General features: G+C 68.3%; 22 protein-coding genes and 7 pseudogenes. 14 read left to right on the top strand and 15 right to left on the bottom strand.

Annotated features, from left to right (window positions below; translation table 11 throughout):
* Positions 1–3 precede the first annotated feature (3 nt).
* The 5 genes from ACTWQE_RS15660 (at position 4) to ACTWQE_RS15680 (ending at position 5,371) form a co-directional block, all read left to right on the top strand.
* Entirely contained in the window at positions 4–267 is a 264-nt protein-coding gene (locus ACTWQE_RS15660; protein WP_443329546.1) for a UBP-type zinc finger domain-containing protein, read from the top strand.
* Positions 268–424: 157 nt separating this feature from the next.
* Positions 425–2,059, top strand: coding sequence for an FAD-dependent oxidoreductase (locus tag ACTWQE_RS15665; RefSeq protein WP_443329582.1), 1,635 nt, complete (start codon positions 425–427; stop codon positions 2,057–2,059).
* 364 nt (positions 2,060–2,423) lie between these two features.
* The gene (locus ACTWQE_RS15670; RefSeq protein WP_443329547.1) at positions 2,424–4,379 is read left to right on the top strand and encodes an MFS transporter; all 1,956 of its coding nucleotides are present in this window, start codon (positions 2,424–2,426) and stop codon (positions 4,377–4,379) included.
* The gene (locus tag ACTWQE_RS15675) at positions 4,379–4,867 is read left to right on the top strand and encodes an Hsp20/alpha crystallin family protein (protein WP_443329548.1); all 489 of its coding nucleotides are present in this window, start codon (positions 4,379–4,381) and stop codon (positions 4,865–4,867) included. The genes ACTWQE_RS15670 and ACTWQE_RS15675 overlap by 1 nt, the downstream gene beginning before the upstream one ends.
* A 75-nt stretch (positions 4,868–4,942) precedes the next feature.
* On the top strand, positions 4,943–5,371 hold the full coding sequence (locus ACTWQE_RS15680) for a DUF2267 domain-containing protein (protein ID WP_443329549.1): 429 nt from the start codon (positions 4,943–4,945) through the stop codon (positions 5,369–5,371).
* A 201-nt stretch (positions 5,372–5,572) separates the two neighbouring features.
* Here the strand turns inward: ACTWQE_RS15680 and ACTWQE_RS15685 are convergent, their stop codons facing one another.
* Complete coding sequence (locus tag ACTWQE_RS15685; RefSeq protein ID WP_443329550.1) at positions 5,573–6,022, bottom strand: DUF1931 family protein; 450 nt, start codon at positions 6,020–6,022, stop codon at positions 5,573–5,575.
* Between the two features lie 155 nt (positions 6,023–6,177).
* The gene (locus tag ACTWQE_RS15690; protein ID WP_443329551.1) at positions 6,178–6,447 is read right to left on the bottom strand and encodes a hypothetical protein; all 270 of its coding nucleotides are present in this window, start codon (positions 6,445–6,447) and stop codon (positions 6,178–6,180) included.
* Between the two features lie 285 nt (positions 6,448–6,732).
* Here ACTWQE_RS15690 and ACTWQE_RS15695 point away from each other — a divergent pair.
* Positions 6,733–7,135, top strand: a pseudogene (locus ACTWQE_RS15695) (IS5/IS1182 family transposase); the annotation flags it as partial.
* Positions 7,136–7,422: 287 nt separating this feature from the next.
* On the top strand, positions 7,423–7,782 hold the full coding sequence (locus ACTWQE_RS15700) for a hypothetical protein (RefSeq protein ID WP_443329552.1): 360 nt from the start codon (positions 7,423–7,425) through the stop codon (positions 7,780–7,782).
* Positions 7,783–8,155: 373 nt separating this feature from the next.
* On the opposite strand, the gene ACTWQE_RS15705 is transcribed toward ACTWQE_RS15700, so the two are convergent.
* On the bottom strand, positions 8,156–8,566 hold the full coding sequence (locus tag ACTWQE_RS15705; protein ID WP_443329553.1) for a RidA family protein: 411 nt from the start codon (positions 8,564–8,566) through the stop codon (positions 8,156–8,158).
* A gap of 68 nt (positions 8,567–8,634) precedes the next feature.
* Positions 8,635–8,929, bottom strand: a pseudogene (locus tag ACTWQE_RS15710) (ATP-binding protein); the annotation flags it as partial.
* 575 nt (positions 8,930–9,504) lie between these two features.
* On the opposite strand from ACTWQE_RS15710, the gene ACTWQE_RS15715 reads away from it, so the two are divergent.
* Positions 9,505–11,754, top strand: a complete 2,250-nt coding sequence (locus ACTWQE_RS15715; RefSeq protein WP_443329554.1) for a hemopexin repeat-containing protein — start codon at positions 9,505–9,507, stop codon at positions 11,752–11,754.
* A 111-nt stretch (positions 11,755–11,865) separates the two neighbouring features.
* On the opposite strand, the pseudogene ACTWQE_RS15720 reads toward ACTWQE_RS15715, so the two are convergent.
* Together ACTWQE_RS15720 and ACTWQE_RS15725 are read right to left on the bottom strand one after the other, a co-directional pair.
* Positions 11,866–12,213, bottom strand: a pseudogene (locus ACTWQE_RS15720) (transposase); the annotation flags it as partial.
* Positions 12,119–12,337: a transposase gene (locus ACTWQE_RS15725; protein ID WP_443329583.1), complete on the bottom strand. Its 219-nt coding sequence runs from the start codon at positions 12,335–12,337 to the stop codon at positions 12,119–12,121. The pseudogene ACTWQE_RS15720 and the gene ACTWQE_RS15725, both read right to left, overlap by 95 nt.
* Between ACTWQE_RS15725 and ACTWQE_RS15730 the strand changes: the two genes are divergently transcribed.
* Positions 12,245–12,544, top strand: a complete 300-nt coding sequence (locus tag ACTWQE_RS15730) for a hypothetical protein (RefSeq protein WP_443329587.1) — start codon at positions 12,245–12,247, stop codon at positions 12,542–12,544. The genes ACTWQE_RS15725 and ACTWQE_RS15730 overlap by 93 nt on opposite strands.
* 59 nt (positions 12,545–12,603) lie before the next feature.
* On the opposite strand, the gene ACTWQE_RS15735 is transcribed toward ACTWQE_RS15730, so the two are convergent.
* The gene (locus ACTWQE_RS15735; protein WP_443329555.1) at positions 12,604–14,049 is read right to left on the bottom strand and encodes an FAD-dependent monooxygenase; all 1,446 of its coding nucleotides are present in this window, start codon (positions 14,047–14,049) and stop codon (positions 12,604–12,606) included.
* Between the two features lie 169 nt (positions 14,050–14,218).
* Here ACTWQE_RS15735 and ACTWQE_RS15740 point away from each other — a divergent pair, with 169 nt between their 5' ends.
* Positions 14,219–14,818 carry a TetR/AcrR family transcriptional regulator gene (locus tag ACTWQE_RS15740; protein ID WP_443329556.1) on the top strand — a complete coding sequence of 200 codons (600 nt, stop codon included), beginning with the start codon at positions 14,219–14,221 and terminating at the stop codon, positions 14,816–14,818.
* 202 nt (positions 14,819–15,020) lie between these two features.
* Positions 15,021–15,248 (top strand): annotated as a pseudogene (locus ACTWQE_RS15745) (transposase); the annotation flags it as partial.
* 47 nt (positions 15,249–15,295) lie between these two features.
* Here ACTWQE_RS15745 and ltrA read toward each other — a convergent pair.
* A pseudogene (gene ltrA / locus ACTWQE_RS15750) lies at positions 15,296–16,168 on the bottom strand (group II intron reverse transcriptase/maturase); the annotation flags it as partial.
* A gap of 555 nt (positions 16,169–16,723) precedes the next feature.
* Between ltrA and ACTWQE_RS15755 the strand changes: the two are divergent.
* A pseudogene (locus ACTWQE_RS15755) lies at positions 16,724–17,207 on the top strand (IS5 family transposase); the annotation flags it as partial.
* Here ACTWQE_RS15755 and ACTWQE_RS15760 read toward each other — a convergent pair.
* Positions 17,204–17,440, bottom strand: a pseudogene (locus ACTWQE_RS15760) (mycothiol transferase); the annotation flags it as partial. The pseudogenes ACTWQE_RS15755 and ACTWQE_RS15760 sit on opposite strands and share 4 nt — an antisense overlap.
* Before the next feature lie 32 nt (positions 17,441–17,472).
* Positions 17,473–18,210: an SDR family NAD(P)-dependent oxidoreductase gene (locus tag ACTWQE_RS15765; protein ID WP_443329557.1), complete on the bottom strand. Its 738-nt coding sequence runs from the start codon at positions 18,208–18,210 to the stop codon at positions 17,473–17,475.
* Between the two features lie 84 nt (positions 18,211–18,294).
* Between ACTWQE_RS15765 and ACTWQE_RS15770 the strand changes: the two genes are divergently transcribed.
* A complete protein-coding gene (locus ACTWQE_RS15770; protein ID WP_443329558.1) occupies positions 18,295–18,936 on the top strand; it encodes a TetR/AcrR family transcriptional regulator in 642 nt (213 codons plus the stop codon).
* A gap of 20 nt (positions 18,937–18,956) precedes the next feature.
* Positions 18,957–19,271, top strand: a complete 315-nt coding sequence (locus ACTWQE_RS15775; protein WP_443329559.1) for a CHAT domain-containing protein — start codon at positions 18,957–18,959, stop codon at positions 19,269–19,271.
* Between the two features lie 305 nt (positions 19,272–19,576).
* On the opposite strand, the gene ACTWQE_RS15780 is transcribed toward ACTWQE_RS15775, so the two are convergent.
* The 5 genes from ACTWQE_RS15780 to ACTWQE_RS15800 all read right to left on the bottom strand — a co-directional run bounded on the left by ACTWQE_RS15780 (position 19,577) and on the right by ACTWQE_RS15800 (position 22,883).
* Positions 19,577–19,822 (bottom strand): hypothetical protein, encoded by a 246-nt coding sequence (locus tag ACTWQE_RS15780; protein WP_443329560.1) that lies wholly within the window; start codon positions 19,820–19,822, stop codon positions 19,577–19,579.
* Positions 19,823–19,842: 20 nt separating this feature from the next.
* Positions 19,843–20,178 carry a hypothetical protein gene (locus ACTWQE_RS15785; RefSeq protein WP_443329561.1) on the bottom strand — a complete coding sequence of 112 codons (336 nt, stop codon included), beginning with the start codon at positions 20,176–20,178 and terminating at the stop codon, positions 19,843–19,845.
* A gap of 12 nt (positions 20,179–20,190) precedes the next feature.
* Positions 20,191–20,538, bottom strand: a complete 348-nt coding sequence (locus ACTWQE_RS15790; protein WP_443329562.1) for a hypothetical protein — start codon at positions 20,536–20,538, stop codon at positions 20,191–20,193.
* Between the two features lie 128 nt (positions 20,539–20,666).
* Positions 20,667–20,879, bottom strand: coding sequence for a hypothetical protein (locus ACTWQE_RS15795; RefSeq protein WP_443329563.1), 213 nt, complete (start codon positions 20,877–20,879; stop codon positions 20,667–20,669).
* A 285-nt stretch (positions 20,880–21,164) separates the two neighbouring features.
* Positions 21,165–22,883: a hypothetical protein gene (locus ACTWQE_RS15800; protein ID WP_443329564.1), complete on the bottom strand. Its 1,719-nt coding sequence runs from the start codon at positions 22,881–22,883 to the stop codon at positions 21,165–21,167.
* Between the last annotated feature and the right edge of the window lie 516 nt (positions 22,884–23,399).

Below are 23,399 nucleotides of genomic sequence, written 5' to 3' on the forward strand. Positions count from 1 at the left end.
TCCATGGTCACCGGGGTCGATCCGCATCTGTCGCTGACCCGCCCGGTCGGCCCTCGCACCCCGGAAGGCTGCGTGGAGTGCCTGCGCACGGGCTCCCCCTGGGTGCATCTGAGGCTCTGCCTGACCTGTGGGCACGTCGGCTGCTGCGACTCCTCGCCGAACCGGCACGCGCGCCGCCACGCCGGCACCGTGGGCCACCCGATCGTGCGGTCCATGGAGCCGGGCGAGGACTGGCGCTGGTGTTTCGTCCACGAGGCGCTGGTCTGATGTCCGGGCAGGGCAGGACCACCGGACACCGGCGCCCGAGCCCCCGGACCCGAAGGACCGCGCCGCCGACGAGCCCGCCGCCGAGGAGGCCGCTGACGAAACCGCGGACGAGGCCGTCCCCTTCGAGACACCGGACCTCTACGGCGCCTACCCGCGGCTGACGGCCGAACAGATCGCGTGGCTGGCCGATGACGGTGACCGGTACGCCGTCGACTCGGGCCAGGTGCTGATCCGGGAAGGTGAGCGGTGCGAGGAGTTCTTCGTCATCCTCAGCGGCTCCATAGCGATCGTCGAGCACTACGGCACACCCGAGGAGCAGGTCCTGCGGGTGCACGGTCCGGGGCGTTTCCTCGGCGAACTGGGGCTGCTCCACGGCCAAGTCGCCTTCTACACCGCTGTCGGCCGCGACCCCGGCGAGGTCCTGGCCGTCCCCGTCGACCGGCTGCGCGCCCTGGTCGCCCAGGACCCCGTCCTCGGCGACCTCGTCCTGCGCGCCTACATCGGCCGCCGGGCGCTGCTCGTGGGGCTGGGCGCGGGATTCCGCATCCTCGGCTCACGCTACTCGCCCGACACTCGGCGGCTGCGCGAGTTCGCCGCGCGCAACCGGCTGCCGCACCGCTGGATCGACCTGGAGACCGACGAGGAGGCCGAGGCCCTGCTCCGCCGCTTCTGCGTCGCCCCCGAGGAGACCCCCATCGTCATCTGGCAGGAGCAGCAGTTGCTGCGCAACCCCAGCAACGCCGAACTGGCCCGGCTCATCGGCCTGCCGGCCCCGCCCTTCGAAGGCAGCCGCAGCGACCTGCTCATCATCGGCTCCGGCCCCGCCGGACTGGCAGCCGGCGTCCACGGGGCCTCCGAGGGGCTGCACACCACCCTCGTGGAGGCGGTCGCCACGGGCGGCCAGGCCGGCACCTCCTCCCGCATCGACAACTGCTTCGGCTTCCCTTCCGGGATCTCCGGCGCCGAACTCGCCGAGCGCGCCGTCCTTCAGGTGCACAAGTTCAGTGCCCGGCTCAGCGTCCCGGCGGAAGCAATCGCACTGAAGTCCCATGAGGACCACTATGCCGTCGCCTTCGCCGACGGCAGCGTCGCCACGGGCCGTACCGTCGTCCTGGCGACCGGGGCCCGGTACCGCAGACTCGACGTTCCCGGAATCGACCGCCTGGAGGGGACGAGCGTCTACTACGCGGCGACCGCGTACGAGGCCCAGCAGTGCCGTGCGGATCCCGTCGCGGTGGTCGGCGGCGGCAACTCCGCGGGCCAGGCGGTGCTCTTCCTCGCACACCACGTGCCCCGCGTGCACCTGGTGGTCCGGGGAGGTGATCTCGGCGCCCACATGTCGCGCTATCTGGTGGACCAGATCGAGCGCCACCCGCGCGTCGAGGTGCGGCTGCACACCGAGGTGGAGGAGGCCGTCGGGGACCGGGTCCTGGAGGCGCTCGTCGTGCGGGACAACCGCACCGGGCAGCGCTACGAACTCGACGCCCGGGCCCTGTTCAGCTTCATCGGGGCCGAGCCCTGCACCGGCTGGCTCGCCGGCTCCCTCGCCCTGGACGCCCGCGGCTTCGTCCTCATCGGGGCCGAGGCGCAGGCCGACACGGCCCCCGCCGTCTGGGAGAGCCGCGGCCGGAACTGCCTGCTCCTGGAGACCAGCCTGCCGGGCGTCTTCGCGGCGGGCGACGTCCGCAGCGGCTCGGTGAAACGCGTGGCCTCCGCGGTGGGCGAGGGGGCGATGGCCGTCCAACTCGTCCACGAACACCTCGGCCACACGGCCACCGCCGGTACGGGATAAGCCTCGGTACGCGGTGAGGGTTCGGGGCTTGACTCGGAGTGCCCCGCGCGATGGGCGAGGGTCCGGGGCGGAGCCGGGAACGGGGTGGTCCCCGGCGCGATGAACGCAGGCCCGGGTGGAGCCCGAGGTGAGCGGCGGGCCCCCGTAATGCGCCCGCATGTTCTCGGGGTCGGCATCCCCGCGCGGCCGACTGCGCTCGGAGGGCTAGTGGCGGCAGGGGCTTTCGTCCCCTCAGGAGCAGGTGCACCGCCCGCGCCCTTGTCAGGGTGGAGAGACCATCGCATCGGAGTGCGTCCACTGAAACGGCGCCGCACATGGCCGGGACTCCGTCCCCCGAGCCGCCGAGCAACACGGGGTGAATCGCATGACAATTGTGGCAGGCTCCGAACCGGGTACGGTCACCACGCGCGTGCCCGCCAGGCTCGACCGGCTGCCGTGGTCCCGCTTCCACTGGCGCATCGTGATAGGCCTCGGGACGGTGTGGATCCTGGACGGTCTCGAAGTGACCATCGTCGGGGCCGTCGCCTCCAGGATGACCGAGCCGGGCAGTGGAATCGCCCTCACCAGCGCCGACATCGGGACCGCCGCCGCGATCTACGTGGCGGGGGCCTGCTTCGGCGCCCTCCTCTTCGGCCGTCTCACGGACCGGTTCGGGCGCAAGAAGCTGTTCATGGTCACCCTGGGCATCTACGTTCTCGCCACCGTCGCGACCGCGTTCTCCATGGACGCCTGGTACTTCTTCCTCGCGCGCTTCGTCACCGGCATGGGCATCGGCGGCGAGTACGCGGCCATCAACTCGGCCATCGACGAACTGATTCCCGCCCGCAACCGCGGCCAGGTGGACCTGGCCATCAACGGCAGTTACTGGGTGGGTGCCGCGATCGGCAGCCTGGCCGCACTGGCCTTCCTCAGCACGACGCTCTTCGAGGCCGATCTCGGCTGGCGGCTGGCATTCGCCATCGGCGGCGTCCTCGGCTTCGCGATCATGCTGGTGCGCCGGTCCGTCCCCGAGAGTCCACGCTGGCTTTTCATCCACGGGCGCGAGGAGGAGGCGGAACGCATCGTCGACCGCATCGAGGCCGAAGTCCGGCAGGAGACGAGCCAGGAGCTGCCCGAACCGGGCGAGGCCATCACCATCCGGCAGCGTGAGGTCATCCCCTTCACCGAGATCGCCAGGGTGGCGCTGCAGCGTTATCCGCGCCGGGCGGTGCTCGGGCTGGCGCTCTTCGTCGGCCAGGCCTTCCTGTACAACGCGATCGTCTTCGATCTTGGGACGATCCTGAACGGCTTCTTCGGGATCGGCTCGGGCAATGTCCCGTACTTCATGGCTATCTTCGCGATCGCGAACTTCCTCGGTCCGCTTCTTCTGGGCCGGCTCTTCGACACCGTCGGCCGGAAGCCGATGATCACGGCCACCTACGTCGGTTCGGCGATCGTCGCCGCCCTCCTCGCCGCGCTGCTGATCAGCGGCTCCCTGACAGCCTGGTGGTTCTTCCTGCTGGTTTCCGTGACGTTCTTCATCGCCTCGGCGGGAGCGAGTTCGGCCTACCTGACGGTCAGCGAGGTCTTCCCCATGGAGACCCGCGCACTGTCCATCTCGCTCTTCTTCGCCGTCGGCACGGCCGTCGGCGGAATCACCGGGCCCATGCTGTTCGGGCAGTTCATCCACAGCGGCAACGCCGACCTGGTGGCCCTGGGCTTCCTCATCGGGGCCGGCGCCATGCTGCTCGGCGGGCTCGCCGAGATCGTCTTCGGCGTCCGCGCCGAGCAGCAGTCGCTGGAGAACATCGCCAGGCCCCTCACCGCGGAGGAGGCGGAGGCAGACTGGCGCAACGAGCCCTCACCGCAGGCGGTGCGTGACCGCGCCCGGCCCCCGGAGGTCCGCCGAGCCGCACGCGAGCGGGAGCAGCGGATCGCCGACCGCAATGCCCGGCGCAGGGAACACGAACGCGCCGGTGCGCGCAGGTACCGGCCCGGCCCCGGCTCCGGCAGCTCATTCCCCTCGCCGGGCATGGCCGGCACCACAACCACCGCGAGCAGGTACGCGGCCGCGGCCGACGAGTCCCTCGACGACGAGATCGAGCAGATGTCCCACGCCCTCGCCACGCGCGGCCCGACCCGCCGCCACGACCTCGAACGGGCCGTCGGCGGGCGCACCTGGGGACCCACCCGCTTCGAGAGGGCCCTGCGGCAAGCGGTACGCGAGTCGCGCGCGAAGAGCCTGCCCGACGACGCCTTCGCTCCGCCCGGCCGGTCCGCCGAACCGGGCGGAGACCGCAGGCCGTCCGACAACGACCGACACCAGAGAGGTGATGGATGATGACCACTCCCGTACGACGGCACCGGAGCCCGGGACCGATGGAGCGCCCGCTCGGTTGGGCCCGCAACCCCCTGGCCGAGTTCGACGAGCTGATCAACCAGATGGGCGGGTTGCTGGAGTCCACAGTCGAAGCGGCGCCAGGGGCGGGCATGGCCGCGTGGACGCCGTCCGCGGACGTGACGGAGACCGACGACGCCTACCACGTCGAGGTGGAACTCCCCGGGGTCAAGAGCAAGGACATCGATGTCGAGGTCAGCGGTCAGGACCTGGTCGTCACCGGCGAGATCAAGGACCGCGAGCGCAAGGGCGTCCTGCGCCGGAGCACCCGCCGTACGGGCCGCTTCGAGTACCGGGTCCTGCTTCCGTCCGAGGTGAACACCGAGGGCGTCAAGGCCGACATGTCCGAGGGCGTCCTCACGATCACCGTCCCCAAGGCGGAGGTTGCGAAGCCCCGTCACGTCGAGATCACCGAGCGCAGCGGCGACTGAAGCCCCTGCACTCCCCCTCGTGGCGACCCCGAGCCGGACAACAGGGGCCGCCACTGACGGAGGAAGGAATGCGAGATGGTTGAGACAGGGTTCCCCCCGTTCAACACCATGGTGGACAAGGCCAACCGTCTCCTGAAGGAGATCGAGGAAGCCTTCGGATGGCCGAAGGAACGCCGAAACCAGTCGTACGCCGCCCTGCGCGCCGTCCTGCACGCCCTGCGGGACCGCTTGCCGGTCGACGAGGCCGTGCAGTTCGGTGCACAACTCCCGACCCTGGTGCGCGGTGTCTACTACGACGGCTGGAAGCCTTCGCAGACGCCCGTGAAGCTGGGCACCGAGGAGTTCCTCAAGCGCGTCCGGGATGACTTCCCCTACGCGATCGAGGGCGGCACCGACCATCTGGTGCACACGGTCCTGCAGACTCTCAAGAACCACGTCAGCCCGGGTGAGTGGGAGGACGTCAAGTCCAGCATCCCCAGATCACTGGCCGGAGTCCTGCCGTAGGAGTCCTACCTGCCGCAGCGGGCCGAAACGCCGACCGGCGCCCGGCCGCACAGCAAGCCCGGCACCCGACGCGAGGCCGGTGTGAGGAACGCCCGCCCGGCAGCGGACCGGGGCGGCGTTCCTCACACCAAGTGCTGAGTCCAATGCTGAGCAGCGGCGGTGCCGGCAGCCTCGCATGTCGCCGGTCACCGGTGGCCTCGCTCAGAGCAGAAGATCGAAAACGGACCGGACCTGCTCCCAGTGGTGACTCTGCGGGTTCTTGAGGTCCGGATGGACGATCTTGAACGTCTGAGCGAGGGCCAGGCTGAGTCCACCGATGATCTCCGGGAACGCCGCCTCGGTCTCCTCGTCGGGCTGGCGGTCCAGAGCCGGACGGGTGGCGAGCCGATCGAGAATGGGCTTGAGCTCGATCTCGTGGTCGATCTTCCGGAAGCGGTGGATGCTCTCCTGCAGTCCCTTGGTGAGGGGCAGGTCCCAGGGCCGGACGACATCCCGGCCATTGGCTTTCGCGGACGCCTGGGCGATGAGCAGCAGGTCGTAGAGCTTGGCTTCGACGAAGTCGCTGTAGCGCTTGAGGTCGTTCTTGTCGACGTCCAGGCCCGCCGCCACGCGGAAGAACCTCTCGAACCTGGACACGGCCATCACGGTCATAGCTGCAACCTCCGGAATTCGACGCCGCGGGCAGTCGCCGACGCCCCTGTCTCACCCTTCAGCCTGGCCCAGGAGAGACCGGGGCACATGCGCACACCGGGACCAATGACACCCGGCCCTCTCCTGCCACCAGGCCGGTGCACCGGCGCCCGACGTCAGGTCCTCCGCTCCGCCGCCGACCTCCGCCCCCGCCTGCGCAGGGCCCGCAGCAGCCGCAACGGAAACAGACCGACGAGCGGGGCACGACGGCCCAGGTCTTCCAGGTCCTCCCGGTCGAAAGCGCGCGCGTAGCGCCGGGCGTCCTCCTCGCACGAATACCGCTTGGCGCCTCCCGTGCCGCAGCCCCGCACGCAGCGCCAGCGCATCGTCTCCCCCTCGCCGTAGAAGCGGAAGCGATGCCCGAGAACCCGGCAGCGCAGCACCACACCTCCTCCTGACCGATCCCCCGGACGCCCCCGCGCACGGAGAACAACAGGGTCGCCGCCCGCGACCGACGGGCCGTACGGGGCCCATTCTTCGCCCAGCCGCCCCCGCATGCGACCCAGCGAACGATCAAGGCCCCCATCCGGCCGGCACATGCCGGCCAGCGACACTCACCCCAGCCACCACCTCCCCGGTCCACTGACAGCCCAGCACGACCAACATGCCCCGCAGCTGACAGAATCAGGGCGCTAACCTCCCACCGGAACCGAGGGGAGCAGTGGCCCTAGGAAGAAGGGGAGCCGACGCATCGTCATGGACGGGGTGCTACCGGTGGCGGCTCCGCCGGAGGCCGACCTACAACCAGGCACTGTGCTGGTCCCCCTGCACCTACGCAGTTGAGCGAGTTCGACACGGTGCTGGACGCGGTGCGAATGCCCCGCCTGTCCGCAGGCCGACCGCGTCGAAGGTCGCAGACGGTCAACGCCGAAAAGGCGTATCCCTCCCGGGCCATCCGGACCGGCCTACGACGGCGCGGCATCCGAGCGGTCATCCCTGAACCGGCCGACCAGATCGCCAACCGACAGCGTCGAGGATCGGCCGGCGGCCTTCGATCCAGAGCGGTACAAGTCCCACAACGTAGTTGAACGCTGCTTCAGCAGGCTCAAGCAGTCCCGGACCGTCGCCGCCCGCACAAGTTGGCCGCCCCCTAGTCCCACCCCGCCCAGAGCGACAGCCTCTTCGTCATCGAGGTTCACCTGGTACGAGCCGCCGTATCCGCCGGCGCCCTCCGGGCAGCTGCGGCGCAGCAGCGGAGTGAGGGCCTCGGCCATCGCCCTGCACCGCGGGTGCGTCGCGTACGAAGGCATAGAGGCAGCGTAGAGGCGCGGCCGGTCGCCTGGTGGCTGGTCGCTGGCTTGCCGTGCCATTCGGTGACAGCGAACGGGCCGAGGCACCCGGGCGGGCCTAGCATCGAACTTGTGAGCGAGCACGTTCCGGAGACCGAGGAGGCCCCGCCCTGGCGTAGCGACATGGGCGTCCCCGAGCCCGAGGTCACCTGCTACCCGCCGGGCCAGGCACCGGGCCTGGCGGTCTACGTCCAGGGCCGGTGGCGTTACGCCATCGTCCGGATGCGTCATACCTGGGCGGATGGTCGGGTGGCGTACCACGTCAGCATCCGGCTGCCCTGGCCATCGGAGTGCTCGTACGCGCGGGCGTACTGGTCGGACCAGCCAGGGTCCAGCTTGTACATCCGCCGGGGGACCGGCGGAGAGCCTCGGCAAGGAAACCCATCGACGGGATCTGATCAGGAGTACGCCGCCGGATTCCGCGACCGATGAGGCGGCACGGGCGCTTCCCTGCCCGCACGTCGCCAGAAACTTCCATGCGGTACTGCTCCCCGCGGGGTTCGAGCCGTCTCCTATCCGTCCTCGCGTTCCTTGCTCTCCAGCAGAACCTCATACGGGCCCCACTCGCACACCACCCTGCGAGACTCCTTCGGTGAGCTCCATACGCCGCCCGCTGGGTACCGGCCCCCGCCCTGTCGACCCCGCCGCCGAAGACCCGCGGCCACGCGGAACCACCCCCGCCTGGCTTTGTAGGTGGGAACGGACACCACTTGTAGGTGAGTTTGGGCAGCACTTGTTGATCAGAGGGCTGCGAAATGTTGATGAGAACTGACACCACTGCGGCTTGACGGTCGCGGGTTCGTGGTTAGTCGGGGAGTGCTGCTGTGAGGTCCACCTCGATGAGCTGTCCGGTGAAGCCGAGTTGGGCGATACCCAGGAGGGTGCTGGCCGTGGTGAAGGCTGCCCCGATGGGCGAGTGGATGAGGCGGTTCCAGGCCGCGGACAGAACTGCGGTGTCGTCGCTGAGCACGTAGATCACCGAGCGGACGACGTGCTGCGGTTGGGCACCGACCGCGGTCAGAGCGGTGAGGGCATTGGATGCGACCTGGTCGATCTGCGCGTCTAGGTCACCGGGGCCGACCAGGGCGCCGGTGTGGTCGAGTGGGCACTGGCCGGCCAGGAAAGCCGTTCGGCCGGATTCCACGACGGTGATGTGGTGGTAGCCGGGGGGTTCGTGGAGCTGGCCGGGGTTGATGCGGGTGATCTTCGTGGTCATGCCGCTGAGTCTGCTGCGTCGGCCCACTGGGATGCATCGGGATTTTGCCGCGTCCTGCCGGTGTGTCGTCAGCTGGCGGCGTCCTGTGCCGCAGCCCGGGCTTGGGTGATGGCGAGGCGGTAGGAGTCGGTGCCGGTCTGGATCAGGTTGCCGCCGAAGGTGAGCCGGTCGACGATGGCCGCGCAGAGCCGGGGATCGGTGAAGGTCTTGGTCCAACCGCTAAAACTCTCGTTCGAGGCGATGGCGACGCTGTTCTTCTCCTCACGCTCCGTCAGAAACCTGGAACAGCAGCTCAGCGCCCCTGCGGTCCAGCTCCATGTAGCCCAGCTCATCGATGCACAAAAGATCGACACGGCCGTAGCGGGGCGTAGCGGCGGGCCGCCAGGCCGTGGTCGAGGTCGATGCCGATGTCGTCGCAGAACCGGGTGAGGATGTCCGCGACGTCGCCGCTGCGGCTGGAGACGGCGATCAGGGCGCGCTGGGACAGGCCGTAGGCGACGCGGCCGCGGCGGCCGGGTCGGTGTCTTCTCCGAACTAACAGGCCTGCCCTGGATCGCAGAGTCCGCTGCGGTCCATCAGGCAGCCGCAGGCGGTACTGCCCTTGGGCTGCGGCGGAACGAAGCGCGCAACGGCCTGCGTCACAGTGGTGGTCATGGCATGGCCCGGCCAAACAAAACGGACAAAAAGTTGGGGTTGTAGGCAGGCTCCACTGGCTCGGGGGGGGATCGTTGCGCCGCTGTTCCTGACGGGCGTGATGGGCGAGGCCGGCGATGATGACGTCGTCCCTAGCTAGGGGCGCAACATCCAATGCGCCGCGGCCCTGGGATGCGGGGCGGCCGGGAGTGGGCGACGCTGGAGGCACAGGCCCGTGGATCCTGAATGGCCGTCTCCCGGTCAGGGCCTGCCCTCGCTCCCCCCTCCCGTGAGGAGTTGAGCCGATGCGCGACGACTTCCGTTTGGCGATCCGCGGAGCCCCGACGTACAGCCGGGGCGAACCGGTGTCCCTCACCTTCGAGCTGGAGAACGTGGGCGACAGGGACTACAGGCTGCTCGTCTGGAACACCCCGCTCGAAGGTGAAGTCTTCAACTTCTTGGAGGTACACCACGCGAGCCGCGCCGTTCCCTACGACGGGCGGCTCGTCGGCCGCACGGACCCCGATCCGGCCTCCTACCGCACCATCCGGGTCGGCGAGACCATCTCCGAAGAGCTCGACATCTCGGAGTCGTATGCGCTGGACGAGCCCGGCGCGTACGACGTCACCCTGCTGGTGCGGTTCGCCGACGCCATCCCCGTCGTCGGGACGGAGGCCCTCACCGCCCGCCCACGGCAGGAACACCAGGGTTTCACCCTCGGCCCGGTCAGCACACGGTTCGAACTCCTCCCGGACGGCAGCGCACGGCCCACGGCGGGCGAGCGGGCGCGCAGCGAGCAGCCGAAGGACGGCACGCGGCTGCTCACGATTGCCCCGGATACGGAACGGCCGTCGGCCCTGCTGCGGGACATCCCCCTTCCCCCGGGGTTCGCCGAGGTCTTCGCCGCGAACGACAACGCGCGCGCCTGGCTGGACGCGGCCATCGCCGAGCTGGCGAGCTGGAGCGGTCGGACGGACAACACCCTGTATACGGAGTGGTTCGGGGCGGACAGCGTCTCCCGCTACAAGACCGTGCGGGACCGCATGTCCGGTACACGCGCCTGGATGAACAGGGGGATCACCTACGATCTGAGCCCGCCGCGCTGCGGGGCCAACACCACCGCTTACACTCACCTCGGATCGGACACCGTCTTCATCTGTCCGTCCTTTTACACGCTCCCGGCGACGGGCACCGATTCGCGGTTCGGCACCATCGTCCACGAGTGGAGCCATGCGGCTACGAACGTCGACACCGACGACATCGTCTACGGCCTTCCGGCTTCGCGGGACCTCGCGATCAGCAACCCGGACAAGGCGGCGAAGAACGCCGATAACTACAGCTCCTTCGTCGAAACGCTCAGCCTCCGCATGCTGACCGCGCCCGTATTCTGGCCCAACGGCAAGGTGTACGTGTTCGCGGGCGGCGAGTACTACCGCATCGACCCCGGCACCCGGCGGGTCGACCCCGGGTACCCGCTGCCCATCAACCCGCATTGGCCGGGCCTCTGGGGCGACCGGGTCGACGCTGGTGTGGTGTGGCCCAACGGAAAGGCGTACTTCTTCCGCGACGCCCAGTACATGCGGTACGACATCGCGACCGACAAGGTCGACGCGGGCTACCCGCTGCCCATCGCGCCGCACTGGCCCGGCCTGTGGGGCGACCGGATCGACGCGGCGATCGTCTGGAACAACGGAAAGGCGTACTTCTTCCGCGACGCCCAGTACATGCGGTACGACATCGCGACCGACAAGGTCGACGCGGGCTACCCGCTGCCCATCGCGCCGCACTGGCCCGGCCTGTGGGGCGACGGGATCCAGGGCGCCGTGATGTGGAACGACGGCAAGGCGTACCTGATGCGCGGCTGGCAGTACGTCGGCTACGACGTCGCGGCGGACCGGGTCGCCCCCGCCTATCCACGGGCGATCGGGGAGAACTGGCCCGGCCTGTGGGGCGACGGCGGCATCGACGCGGCGATCATGTACAACAACGGCAACGCCTACTTCATGCGCGGAACCCACTACAGGGCCTACGACATCGCGCAGGACCGGGTCGTCAACCCCGACTACCCACTGACCATCGCCGAGCACTGGCCGGGACTGTGGGACACCGTCAACTCGGGTATCCCGTGGCCCAACGGGAAGGTGTACTTCTTCCGCGGCAGCCAGTACATGCGCTGGGATATCGCGGCCAACCGGGTGGACCCCGGCTACCCCAAACCCATCGCTGGCAACTGGCCCGGCCTGTGGGGCGACCGGATCGATGCGGCCGTCCTGTGGCCCAACGGCAAGGCGTACTTCTTCCGTGGCAGCCAGTACATGCGGTACGACATCGCAGCCGACCGGGTGGACCCCGGATATCCGCTGCCGATCAACCCGCACTGGCCCGGCCTGTGGGGCGATGGGGTCGACGCCGGGATCGTGTGGAACAACGGCAAGGCGTACTTCTTCAAGGGCTCTCAGTACATGCGGTACGACATTGCCGCCGACCGGGTCGACGACGGCTACGCGCTGCCGATCGGGTCGAACTGGCCGAGCCTGCCCGGCCGCACCGGCTAGTAGGGCTTGGTCAGGTCGGGGTAAGTGTTGGTATGTCCTGGTGGCAGGTAGGGCAGGCGCCGGTCCAGGTCGCGAGCAGGATCTGCAGCTCGCGGACGACTTGGTAGAGGCTCAGGCCGGCGCCGTTGCTTTGGGGGCTCGGGCCAGTCGTTGCAGGGTGCAGAAGGCGTGGGCGACCGAGACGAGGGTGACGTGGTGATGCCAGCCGGTCCAGGTCCGGCCCTCAAAGTTGGTCAGGCCCAGGGCCTGCTTCATCTCCCGGTAGTCGTGCTCGATACGCCAGCGGAGCTTGGCCAGGCGGACCAGTGTGGTCAGCGGGGTGTCAGCGGGCAGGTCGGACAGCCAGTACTGGACGGGCTCGGGTTCACCGGCGGGCCACTCGGCCAGCAGCCAGCACGCGGGCAGTTCCCGACCTTCGGTCGCCTGCCGGATCTCGCGTCCGGCGGGCCGGATCCGCATGCGCCGGATCCCACGGGCTGGAGGTCACGAAGTGCGCGAGGGCCTGACGGTTCCCGTCCTCCCCGAGCCGGGCAGCCACCGGCTCGACCGACTTGCGCTGTCCGTCGGTGAGCAGACCCCGCAGGTAGACCTGCCCCCACCGACGCTGATCGTTCCGCGCGAACGGCTCGAACACCTCCGCCGCGAACACCTCCAACTCACCACGCAGAGCAGCTATCTCGTCCGGCGTCACACCCACCTAACGCCACACCGGCCCCGAAGGACACGCACTGCCGCAACCAACCTGACCAAGCCCTACTGGGCCCTGTCGTTCGGATCAGCCCGGCCGTGAGGTGCGGCGCCTCTCGACCGCCCTGACCCCGCGACGCCGGGATGATCCAGCCGAGAGGGCTAGCCCAGATACCGGGCCACCGCCTCCTCGATCCCCGCCGCGTCCGCACCCTCCGCCGCCCAGGCCACGTATCCGTCGGGCCGTACCAGGACGGTCGTCCGGCGGTCGCCCGCCCAGCGCTCCACGGTCAGCCACCCCTCACGGACAGCGGGGCCTTTGTACGGCCCGGGCGTGATCAGCACGAACCGGCCGCCGCGCAGCGCCTCGTAGAGCCGGCCGTCCTTCAGGGCGACGTCGGGGACGCGGGTGCCGGTGAGGCGGTGGGCGCCGCGGGGGGCGGGGTAGGCGTAGCCGATCCCGGTGATCTGACCCAGGGCCTTGCGCTGGACGGGCGGGGCCATGTCGACGAACGCGCAGACAAGGGCGCGGGCGGCACGCAGCAGCGGATTCCGCGCGCGGGCCAGCCGGATCAGTCCGCCACTGCTGCGCAGCACCGCCCTGCCGACCGGATAGCGCTCGGCCTCGTAGCTGTCGAGGAGCCCTTCGGGCGCCCGGCGCTGGACGACCGCGGCGAGCTTCCAGCTCAGGTTGGCGGCGTCCTGGAGGCCGGTGTTCATGCCCTGCCCGCTGGCCGGGGAGTGGATGTGCGCGGCGTCCCCGGCGAGGAAGACCCGCCCGACCCGGTAGTGCGGTGCCTGGCGCTCGTCACTGTGGAAACGGGAGAGCCAGCGGGCGTCGTGCATGCCGTAGTCGGCGCCCAGGGCACGGCGGGTGATCTCCTTGACCTCGTCGAGGTCGAGCGGGGCGTCGTCGGAGACCTCGTTGCGGCGGTTCCAGCCCATGACCCGGTACCAGCCGTCGCCGAAGGAGGCGATCATCGCGAAGGCGTCGCCGCGGCTGTTGACGGTGAGGACGCCCTCGGGCTTCTCGGCCAGCCGGACATCGGCCAGGATCAGCGACTTGATGACGGAGACACCGGGGAAGTCCAGGCCGATCGCCTCCCGCACGGCGCTCCGGTGACCGTCGGCGCCGACGACATAGGCCGCCCGGCGGGTGACGACCGCCCCGTCCGCGCCGCGAACGTCGAGGTCGACCCCCTCGTCGTCCTGCCGCAGCCCCACGACCTCGCTCTCGTACGCGAACTCGACCCCAGCCTCCCGGGCCCGCCGCTCCAGGAGCCGCTCGACCTCGTACTGCGGGGTGATGAGCAGGAACGGGAAACGCGAGGGCAGCGTGCTCAGATCGAAGGAGAGGCGACGGAAGAGCCGCAGGCCGGTGATGGTGTCGCCGGTGGTGAGGAGTTCGTCGGCGAGACCGCGGGCGTCGAGTTGCTCCAGGGTGCGGGCGTGCACCCCGAAGGCGCGGGAGAGGTTGCTGATCTTGCGCGGCCGCTTCTCGACGAGGGTCACGGTGACGCCGGCTGTGGCGAGGTCACCGGCGAGGAGGAGACCGGTGGGGCCGGAGCCGACGACGATCACGGTGCGGTGGGTGGCGGTGCCGTTCATGGTGGCCTCCTGTTGCCAACGCTTGCTTGCCATCGCCTATTGCCAACAAATGTTGGCCAACGCTCGTTGACGAAGATAGCGAGACTCCAAGGAGGACGTCAACAGTCGTTGGCAAACAACTGTTGGCGAACACTTGTTGACCTACGCCCGTTGGCCTACGCTTGTTGGCATGAACGGCAGCGACAGCACCTCCACGGTTCCCGGCTCCGGCGCCCCCCGCCGCTCCGACGCCACTCGCGGCGCGATCCTCGCGGCGGCCCGCGAGCGCTTCGCGACCGACGGCTACGAGCGAGCCACCATCCGCGCCATCGCCAAGGACGCGAACATCGATCCGTCGATGGTGATGCGGTACTACCGCAACAAGGAGGGCCTCTTCGCCGCGGCCGTCGCCATCGACCTGCGGCTGCCGGACGTGAGCGGGGCGGACCGCCGGCAGGACGCGGGGCGGATCCTCGTCGAGCACTTCCTCGACATGTGGGACAACAACGAGGTCCTCACCGCCCTGCTGCGGGTCGGCGTGACCAACCAGGCCGGGGCGGAGCGCATGCAGGGCATCCTGCGGGACCAGCTGCTGCCGGTCGCCCGGCAGGTGTGCCCCGACCCCGAGCAGGTCCCGGCACGGGCGGCACTCATGGCGTCGCAGCTGCTGGGGCTGGCGCTCACGCGGTACGTGCTGCGGATGCCGCCGGCGGTGGGGCTGGCGCGGGCGGAGATCGTGGCATGGCTGGCACCGACGATCCAGCGGTACCTGACCGCGCCGAGTTCCTGAGGCTTGCCGAGCACTCGTATCCGCAGGGGCCACGGGACCGGTAGGGCGCTGGAAGGCCGCCCCGTACATGAGACCCGCCGGGCGCCGAGAAATCCGGGCCCAGGAGGCCAGCCGAGCGCCGAGAACCCGCCGAGCCCCTGACACGCCTAGGCCGTGTCCGGCGGATCTTGTGACTGCCCCAAGCCTTGGTTCGTTGGCGCTCATGGGGCGCGGAGATCTCACAAATGAAGAATGGGCCCGGCTGAAGCCGCATCTACCGAAGTCCGGTCAGCGCGGGGGCTGTTGGGAGAGCCATCGCAGGGTGATCAACGGGATTCTGTTCCGGCAGCGCACCGGGGTACCGTGGCGGGATCTGCCTGCGCGTTTCGGTCGGTGGAAGACCGTGTACGAGCGGCATCGGCGCTGGTCAGCGGATGGCACATGGGACAAGCGAGCCTGGTTCTGTCTGGCTCGGAACGTGTAGCCGAGGAAGGTGAACGTCGTGTGCTCAAAGGAGCCGCGTCGTCTGCCACCCTTGCAGTACACGATCCGGGTCTTGGCCGGGTGCAGGTGCAGTCCGACCTGGGCCATCCTGTCCATGAGCGCGGCCAGTACCTGCCGGGCCTGGCGCTCGGTGACGCAGTGGAGGACCGCGTCGTCCGCATACCGCTCGAACCAGATGTTCGGGAATTCCCGCGCCATCCAGGTATCGAACGCATAGTGCAGGAACAGGTTCGCCAGCACGGGAGAAACCGGTGCCCCTTGCGGGGTTCCGCACTCCCGTTCCAGCAGTGATCCGTCGGGCATGGCAAGCGGAGCGTGGAGCCACCGCCGCACATATAATTTCACCCAAACGGCGTCGGTGTGAGCTTCCACCGCCTTGACCAGCAGGTCCCAGGGCACGCTGTCGAAGAACTTGGTGATGTCGAACTCCACCACCCAGTCCCGCTTCCAGCAGCGCTCCCGACACCTTTCCACCGCGTCCAAGGCGGACCGTCCGGGCCGGTATCCATAGCTGTCGGGGTGGAAAATTGGTTCCACCCTTCGCATCAGATGCCGGGCCACCACGGTCTGGGCCACGCGGTCGGCGACAGCGGGAATGCCGAGCATTCTCGTGCCGCCGCCATTCGGCTTGGGGATCTCCACCGCGCGCACCGGAGGCGGTAAGTACGAGCCTGAAGACATTCGGTTCCAGACCTTGTATAGGTTGCTCTTCAGGTCCTTCTCGAAGTTCTCGATGCTCTGCCCATCCACTCCAGGTGCGCCCTTGTTTGCCCTGACTTCCTCCCACGCCTCCTTGACTTCCCACTTCGAGATATCAAACGGTTTGATCTGAGACTTCAACTGTCCCATCGCATTCCTCCCGGACATAATCCGGTTGATGTGATCAACACAGTCACGAACGACCCGGCCCCTTCGCTCCACCCCCCATTACAGAGGCTTCGTCACTACTACGAGCCGGTCCGCCAGCAGGTCCCGCGTCGGTACTCGACCCCTCGCGGTGTCCGCCGCTTGGGGCACTCCCTCTCCCCCGCGCCGTGGCGGGGCGTGTCGGGACCTGCCTTCTCCTGTTCCATGCGAAAGCAGCAGACTGGACTCGCGTCGCCTACATGCCGGACACCACCTGGCCAATAAACGGGCACCCGCCAGGCTCATCCCGGGATTCAGGTCACACCCCGGTTTCGATGCCGCCTTTATCTTTTTCGACACGTCAGCAGCGATTCACTTGCGTTCGCCTTTCCAGTCCCCACCTGACGCCTCTTACGGCGCCTTTTCCTCATCGCTAACCACGACGGTCTTCAGCCAACGCAGCATGAGGCGGTTTGGAGCCTCCCCCCGCAGGGCGACTCCGAAGGGCCAGGCCTTCATCTCTCGCACAGCACCATTTCCAGAAGCTGTCCTACTACCAACTCCCTTTCATGTTCAGGACACAAGACCTGCAAGATCCACCTTGCCGGTGAGGGCGGACGCCGCCCACTCGCCTTGCTGATCACCCCGGGGCAGTGAGGCGACGCTCCGCAGCTCATCCCGGTCATGGAGCGTGTCCGTGTCGCCCGCCGGGATGGCGGGCGACCGCGGACTCCGCCTGGCCACCTCGGCGGAGACAAGGCTTACTCATCCCGTCGCAACCGCCGCTACCTGCGGCGACGCCAGATCAAGCACACGATCCCCGAACCGGAAGAACCAGCGGGCCAACCGACAGCACAAAGGCAGCAGGGGCGGTCGGCCCGCTGGCTTCGACATGACGATCTACAAACGCAGGAACGAGGTGGAGCGGACGATCAATGCCCTCAAGAGCTTCCGGGCTGTGGCGACGAGGTTCGACAAACGCGCCTACGTCTTCTACGGCACCGTCACCGTTGCCTCGATCCGACTTTGGCTCCGGTCGCGACCCACGGGAGAGACCTAGTAGTACCCCTTCGCCCCGTCAAGCAGCTCCCTCACGATGGCCGCATGTCCCGTGTGCCGTCCGGTCTCCTCGACGAGATGGATGAGCACCCAGCGGAGGTCGGCGTTGCCGGAGCGGCAGTCGGGGTGGCGGCCGACGTCATCCAAAGAGGCCGCGGCCACGATCTCGTTGCTTCGAGCGCACCGGGCCTCATACGACGCACACGCGCGGCCGGGAGTGCGCCCCATCGCTTCGAGGGAACCGGATGCGCACCACCGGCCGTCGTTCAGGCCCGGGTGTAGCCGCCGTCGGCGAGGAGTTCGGCGCCGGTGACGAACGACGAGGCGTCCGAAGCCAGGAAGAGGGCGGCCTCGGCGATTTCCTCGGCGTCGGCCAGCCGCCCCAGTGGCACGACGGCCTCGGCGAACTGGTCGACGTCCGGCCCCGCGGCGCCCAGCAGGCCAGGGGTCCGCGTGGGTCCCGGGCTGAGCACGTTGACCCGGAATCGGCGCTCCCGTGACTGCCGGGCCCAGTTGTGCACGAGGTTGCTCACCGCCGCCTTCGAGGCGCTGTAGACCTCGAGTTGCTCATTGGGCCGCACGCTGTTACTCGAGCCGACGACCAGGATGGAGGCGTTCTCCGCCAGCAGCGGAAGCGCCTTCTGAACGGTGAATAGTGGGCCCTTGACGTTGACGGCGAGCGTCAGGTCGACGTTCGCCTCGGTGTGGGCGCCGAGCGCGGCGTCCGCGACGATTCCCGCGTTGGCCACCAGCACATCGATGCGTCCGGCCTCCTCGCGGACTCGCGCGTAAAGCGCGTCCAGGTCGGCCAGGACCGAGACGTCGGATCGTACGCCGGTGGCCGCAGGGCCCATCTCCTTGACTGCCGCTTCGAGGCGGTCGATGTCCCGGCCGGTCACGAAGACCCGTGCGCCTTCCCGGACGAAGCGGTGGGCGATGGCCAGCCCGATCCCGCTGGTCCCTCCGGTGATCACGGCCACCTTCTCCTGCAGCACGCCTGGCATGTCGAACCCCTTCAGTTGTGGAATGGATCGTCCATAACGTAGTCAGTAATGGACGATCGAGTCAAGAATGGATAGGCTGAGACCATGCCGAGACCACGCGCATTCGACGAACGCCAAGTCCTGGAGCGGGCCCGGGAACAGTTCTGGGCGACCGGCTATGCAGGAACCCGGATGGACGACATCGCCCAGGCGACCGGCCTGGGCAAGGGCAGCCTGTACGGCGCATTCGGCGACAAGGGCAAGCTGTTCCACCGTGTGTTCGGCGACTGGTGCACCGCAGTCGTTGAGGTGGCCGAAGGGCGGCTGGCAGGTGGCCCGGACGCAGAGGCCATGGCCCGGCTGTCGGGATACGTGCACCTAATGGCGGAGAACACCGCCTCCGACACCGAGCGCCGCGGGTGCCTGTTGGCCAAGGGCGTGGCGGAACTGGCCCAGCACGATCCGACGGTCGCCGGACGGTCGGCCGAGACCATGACGGCACTGCTGACCCTGCTGCGGACGGAGATCAGTGCCGCCCAGCGCCACGGCGACATCGATAGCGCTGCGGATCCGGAGCGGTTGGCGGCACTGCTGCTGACGGTGGTCCGCGGTATCGAGGCGGTAGGCAAGGCCGGCCTGGACTCGGAGACGCTGCGGAACATTGCAGACACCGCACTGGCGGTCCTGCCCATGCCCAAGGGGCAGAAACGCCTCGCAACCGGGCGCAGTCCGGCCCGCGAGAACTAACTTGGTGCCATCACGGCCACATGATCCGCCGGACAGTGCCTAGGCTGGCATACCTGTCTGCCTGTACAACCTCACTCGGGGCCCGCAGGCTGGCCGACGAGGCCCTCCATCTGGCTGCGGCCTTCCAGCACGCTGGCTTTCCGCAGGTCATCGGCACGCTCTGGCCGGTCGAAGACGGAGTGGCGCAGTCGCTCTGCGGCCAGGTCTACGAAGAGCTGCCCGGTCTTGACCCGACGATGGCGGCAGTCGCCCTATATAAGGCGACGCGGGCAATGAGTGAGCAATACCCTCAACGCCCAAGTCTCTGGGCCTCATTCGTGCACCTCGGTCCATGAGTTCGGACCGGCTCGTCGTCGGCCAACTGCCGGTCACGCAAATGCGGCACCACCCGGGCAGCGCAGGTGACGAACCGCTGACAGGCACCGACAGGTCCAGGAGCTCGACCGCGTGCTCGAGCCGCTTGTCCACCGGCGCCACCGTCGCCCCCGACTCCCGCCGGAACGCCTTACGTGAACGGCCAGGGGCCCCCGCCTGGGATATCCACAAGGCTTCTGGCCAACAAGCACGAAGAGTGAGACAGGGCAGCAGACACAAGAAGGTGGCCACGGGTCATCCCGTGGCCACAGCGGTCGGTGTTCTGTCAGGACGCGCCGTCAGCGTTGTCGGGCCGGTAGTACCCAGCGATCTCCTCCACCGTGAACAGCTCTCTGCCGTCCAGGACTTTGCCGGCGGGGAAGTCGGCGCGACGACGCCTGTGCTGACGCATGAGGTCCGCGCTGACCTCAATGCCCTCGGCGGCCAGGCGCCGGGATATCTCCGCCAGCGGCAACCGCTCCTCCCTCTCCTCCGGCTCGGCTCCGCTCTGCTCGGCGGGCCCGGCTTCCAACTCCGCAGCGCCGTCGCCCTTCAGCAGCTGACGGTTTCACCTTCCCCTTCACGCGGGCTGTCACCTTCCTCAGTGTGAGCATCCTGACCTGGGGAAGTGCTCTCCACGGCCCCGTTCTCCGGGCTCTCCGGCTTCGTGAGGAGGGGACGTGAGACCTGGAGCAGAGACGGCAGCCGCTGAGGGCTGCGCGCTGGCGGCGTGCCGTACAGGTCCTTGGTGCTGTAGCCACGCTCGGCACGCAGCTCGAGGCTGTGCTCGCGGAAGTCCTCCGGCTCCGCGTACGGCACCTGCATCCACACGCGCCGGTTACCCTCGATGATCATCATGCGGCCGGCCTTGTCGACGGACTCGGGCACCGGGCTTGACGATCATCTTCCACTGGTTGGCGTTGAATTGCCCATGAGGATGAGGCGGAACATGTTGCGAAGTCCACGACTGCCGACAGCCGCTTCCCGCAGGTCCTGGAACACGCCGATGATCGTCACATTGACGTGGCGGCCCATACGCATGATGGAGGCGATGTCACCCCAGATCGGGTCGCTGGCCGGGTCGCCCTTCTCCTTGCTCTCGTTCCACCATTCCTTCGACGCGTCGCCGAACTCATTGCCCTCCTCCAGGATGAGGGTCAGCCGGTCGAAGTCCTTCCTCGGGTCCTGCTTCTTGACGTAGTTCCGGGCCTCAACTTCCCTGGCCGTCCACGAAATCGCGGACCGCATGTCTCCGATGTTGCCGGGGTCGGTGTGGAGGTGAGCGCCCTCAACCCTTCGAAGCAGTTGATACTCGCCATCTTCACGTCGATGCCGACCACGGTTGCCCGCTGCCTCACGAGTTGCGTAATAACCATCTACAGGAAAGAGGACTTACCACGGCCGGAGCCCACCGACAAGGCCCACATCGCGGTTTCACCAGTCATTTCCTTAATAACAGGCCTATTCCGTTCATCCATCCCGAGCACGATTTGCCCTGGTGCGCACTTGGCAATCGCGTTCTGCACCTCGTCGCTGAAGAAGTCGGCCTTCTCCGGGGGTTCCGGCTTCGGCTTCGGCTTCTGCGGCACGAAGACGACGTTGAAGGGGTACTTCGCGTGGTGACGGTGGGCGATCCGGCGAGGTCGGCCCGCCCACCTTGGGCCCACGTTCGTTGCCTCCTGCCGGATGTGCCGCAGTTCCTCGACTTCGGCCCGAGGTCCCTTATCTCTGACCCCGGCCCGCAAGGCAGCCGGTCGACGGCGTTGCCTGATCGGTCTTCTTCGGTGGCAGGCTCTTCTCCCAAGGCGAGGTTCTTGAGCACCGTCGAGCGGTGACGCGGCGAAGCGCCGGTTTCCGCCCGGGGTTCCAGGCTCTCAGGCGCCGGGTTTGCGGACGATGCCGGTGAAGCCCACAACGAACAGCGTGATGAATGCCCAACTGAAGGCCTGCAGGATCAGACTCACCACGAAGATCCACTGCGCTGGGAGGGTGTTGGTCAGTTCGCAGCGGCCGACCGCGGCTGATCCAAGCAGAGGAACAGTGCGATCGAAAGCACTCCCGATGGTCTCCACCACACCGCAACGGCCCCCGCCCCGAGCCTTCGGATGGGCCACCAGCCCGAAGAGGTCCGCGAAAAGCATGACGATGCAGGAGAGCCCCAGCACCGCGAGGAGGAACCACAGGGCGCGACCGGGACGATAGCCGTAGCGAACCGTCGCGCCAGCAATCCAATGCCACGCCTTGGCTCCCCGCCAATGAGCTACGTGGCCGAGAGTTGCGCCGAAGGCCTTCTGCTGGGCGATGAGCACCGTCTTGGCCCGCTCTTCGTCCCCCGATCCCCTGCTGACCTCTGCCATCTGCCGGTACGGCTGAGGAGTGTAACGGGGCATGCACTTCTGCAGCACCTGCAGCCACGTCTCAGACTCAAGCCATTGAGGGTATGCGCTGTAGATAAACCCGTCGATCAGCAACCGCGGCCTGTCAGTCTCCGACAGGGCGAACACCTCATGCCAAAACGTCTCGTCCCACAAGAAGAGCTGGCCGTCCACCTTGCTATCACACAGATCAAGGATTAGACGCCCCGGATCACCATTGGCCATAGAACCACTCACCGACAACCCACTGGTGATGTGCGCGCGCAGCCGCACGACACCGTCCTCGTCGTCGCCGCTGGCCGTCAGGTCGATCAGCAAGGTTTCGCTGCCGACGTACATACGGTCGGCGTACAGGGCGGCGCCGGTTTCATTGGCCAGCGAGGCTCCCATGAAGTTCAGCTGGCCGGCGATGTGCGCTTCCGGCAGCCGTACCGCGCCCTTGTCCCCGGAGCCGGTGGCCCTCAAGTCGGCCAGCGAAGCGCTGCTGCCGACGTACATACGGTCGGCGACCAGGGCGGGGCCGGTTTCATTGATCAGCGTGGCGTCGCCGTCCAAGAGGAGCTGGCCGGTGATGTGCGCGCCCATCAGCCGTACCGCGCCGTCGTCCCCGGAGCCGCTGGCCCTCAGGTCGGCCAGCGAGGCACTGCCGCTGACCTGCAGACCGTCGGCGACCAAGGCGGAGCCGGTTTCATTGGCCAGCGAGGCTCCGCGCAGTTCGAGCTGCCCGGTGATGTGCGCGTCCGGCAGCCGTACCGCGCCGTTGTCCCCGTAGCCGGTGGCCCTCAGGTCGGTCATCCAGGTGTTGCTGCCGACCTGCAGACCGTCGGCGGCAAAGGCGGGGCCGGTTTCGTTGGTCAGCGTGGCGCCGGTCAAATCGAGACCGCCGGTGATGTGTGAGCCCAGCAGCCGCACCGCGCCGTTCTCGTCGTGGCCGGTGGCCGTGAGATCGGCCAAGTCGAGGGAGTGGCTGAGGTGCAGGCGGTCAGCGTGCAGGGCGGGCAGCACGGACCCGCGGAGCGACAGGGAGGACAGCTGGGCGCGGTCCAGGTCAACTCGTTCGTCGAATAGGCAATTCTCCAGCTGGAGTGGGACGGTGCTGCGCACGTCGGTCAGGTCGAGGTGACCAGTGATGCGCGCACCAACCAGACGGATCCCCCGAGGATCGAGTGGCGCCCCGATGCGCCCCAGCAGAAGGTCGCGGATGTGAGTCGCCGACACTGGCCTGAGGCGTTTGCGTAGTCGGATGGGCCCTGCGTGCGGGTCAGATCAAGGATGGAGCCCGCTTCTGCTGCTTGGATCAGCTTTTCACGCACACTGCCACGTTAAGCCGCCCCCACCAGCAGCGGCCCAGGCAGGACGAGGAGCGCTCCTCCATTTAGGTGGAAGACAACAGCAGTCTGGCGGTGCCGTCGCAAACCCAGCGCCTGAAGGCCTGGAGCACCGGACCGCGGAACCCGGACCTTCGGCGCTTCATCGCTCGACGGTGTTCAGGAACCTCGCCTTGGAGAAGAGCCTGCCACCGGAGGAGACCGATCAGGCAACGCCGTCGACCGGCTGCCTTGCGGGCCGGGGTCAGAGACAGCTCCGGGCCACATGCCGCGCGGCCTGCTGATGGGAAGAGGCGACGAAGTCGCCCGGCGCCGGGTACCCATGCAGGGCCTGAAAGGGGGACAGACATGCCGGTGCGGGGAGGCGTCCAAGCTTGTGCTGTCGACCTCCAGGCCCCCCGGACCG

The sequence above is a fragment of the Streptomyces sp. 8N706 genome (assembly GCF_052245415.1).
Lineage (GTDB): Bacteria > Actinomycetota > Actinomycetes > Streptomycetales > Streptomycetaceae > Streptomyces.

Bases quoted from the DNA above. Each gene is read 5' to 3' on its own strand.
- ACTWQE_RS15660 (WP_443329546.1), top strand. From the start codon at position 4: ATGGTCACCGGGGTCGATCCGCATCTGTCGCTGACCCGCCCGGTCGGC.
- ACTWQE_RS15670 (WP_443329547.1), top strand. From the start codon at position 2,424: ATGACAATTGTGGCAGGCTCCGAACCGGGTACGGTCACCACGCGCGTG.
- ACTWQE_RS15675 (WP_443329548.1), top strand. From the start codon at position 4,379: ATGACCACTCCCGTACGACGGCACCGGAGCCCGGGACCGATGGAGCGC.
- ACTWQE_RS15680 (WP_443329549.1), top strand. From the start codon at position 4,943: ATGGTTGAGACAGGGTTCCCCCCGTTCAACACCATGGTGGACAAGGCC.
- ACTWQE_RS15685 (WP_443329550.1), bottom strand. From the start codon at position 6,022: ATGACCGTGATGGCCGTGTCCAGGTTCGAGAGGTTCTTCCGCGTGGCG.
- ACTWQE_RS15705 (WP_443329553.1), bottom strand. From the start codon at position 8,566: ATGACCACGAAGATCACCCGCATCAACCCCGGCCAGCTCCACGAACCC.
- ACTWQE_RS15715 (WP_443329554.1), top strand. From the start codon at position 9,505: ATGCGCGACGACTTCCGTTTGGCGATCCGCGGAGCCCCGACGTACAGC.
- ACTWQE_RS15735 (WP_443329555.1), bottom strand. From the start codon at position 14,049: ATGAACGGCACCGCCACCCACCGCACCGTGATCGTCGTCGGCTCCGGC.
- ACTWQE_RS15740 (WP_443329556.1), top strand. From the start codon at position 14,219: ATGAACGGCAGCGACAGCACCTCCACGGTTCCCGGCTCCGGCGCCCCC.
- ACTWQE_RS15765 (WP_443329557.1), bottom strand. From the start codon at position 18,210: ATGCCAGGCGTGCTGCAGGAGAAGGTGGCCGTGATCACCGGAGGGACC.
- ACTWQE_RS15770 (WP_443329558.1), top strand. From the start codon at position 18,295: ATGCCGAGACCACGCGCATTCGACGAACGCCAAGTCCTGGAGCGGGCC.
- ACTWQE_RS15775 (WP_443329559.1), top strand. From the start codon at position 18,957: ATGATCCGCCGGACAGTGCCTAGGCTGGCATACCTGTCTGCCTGTACA.
- ACTWQE_RS15790 (WP_443329562.1), bottom strand. From the start codon at position 20,538: ATGCGGTCCGCGATTTCGTGGACGGCCAGGGAAGTTGAGGCCCGGAAC.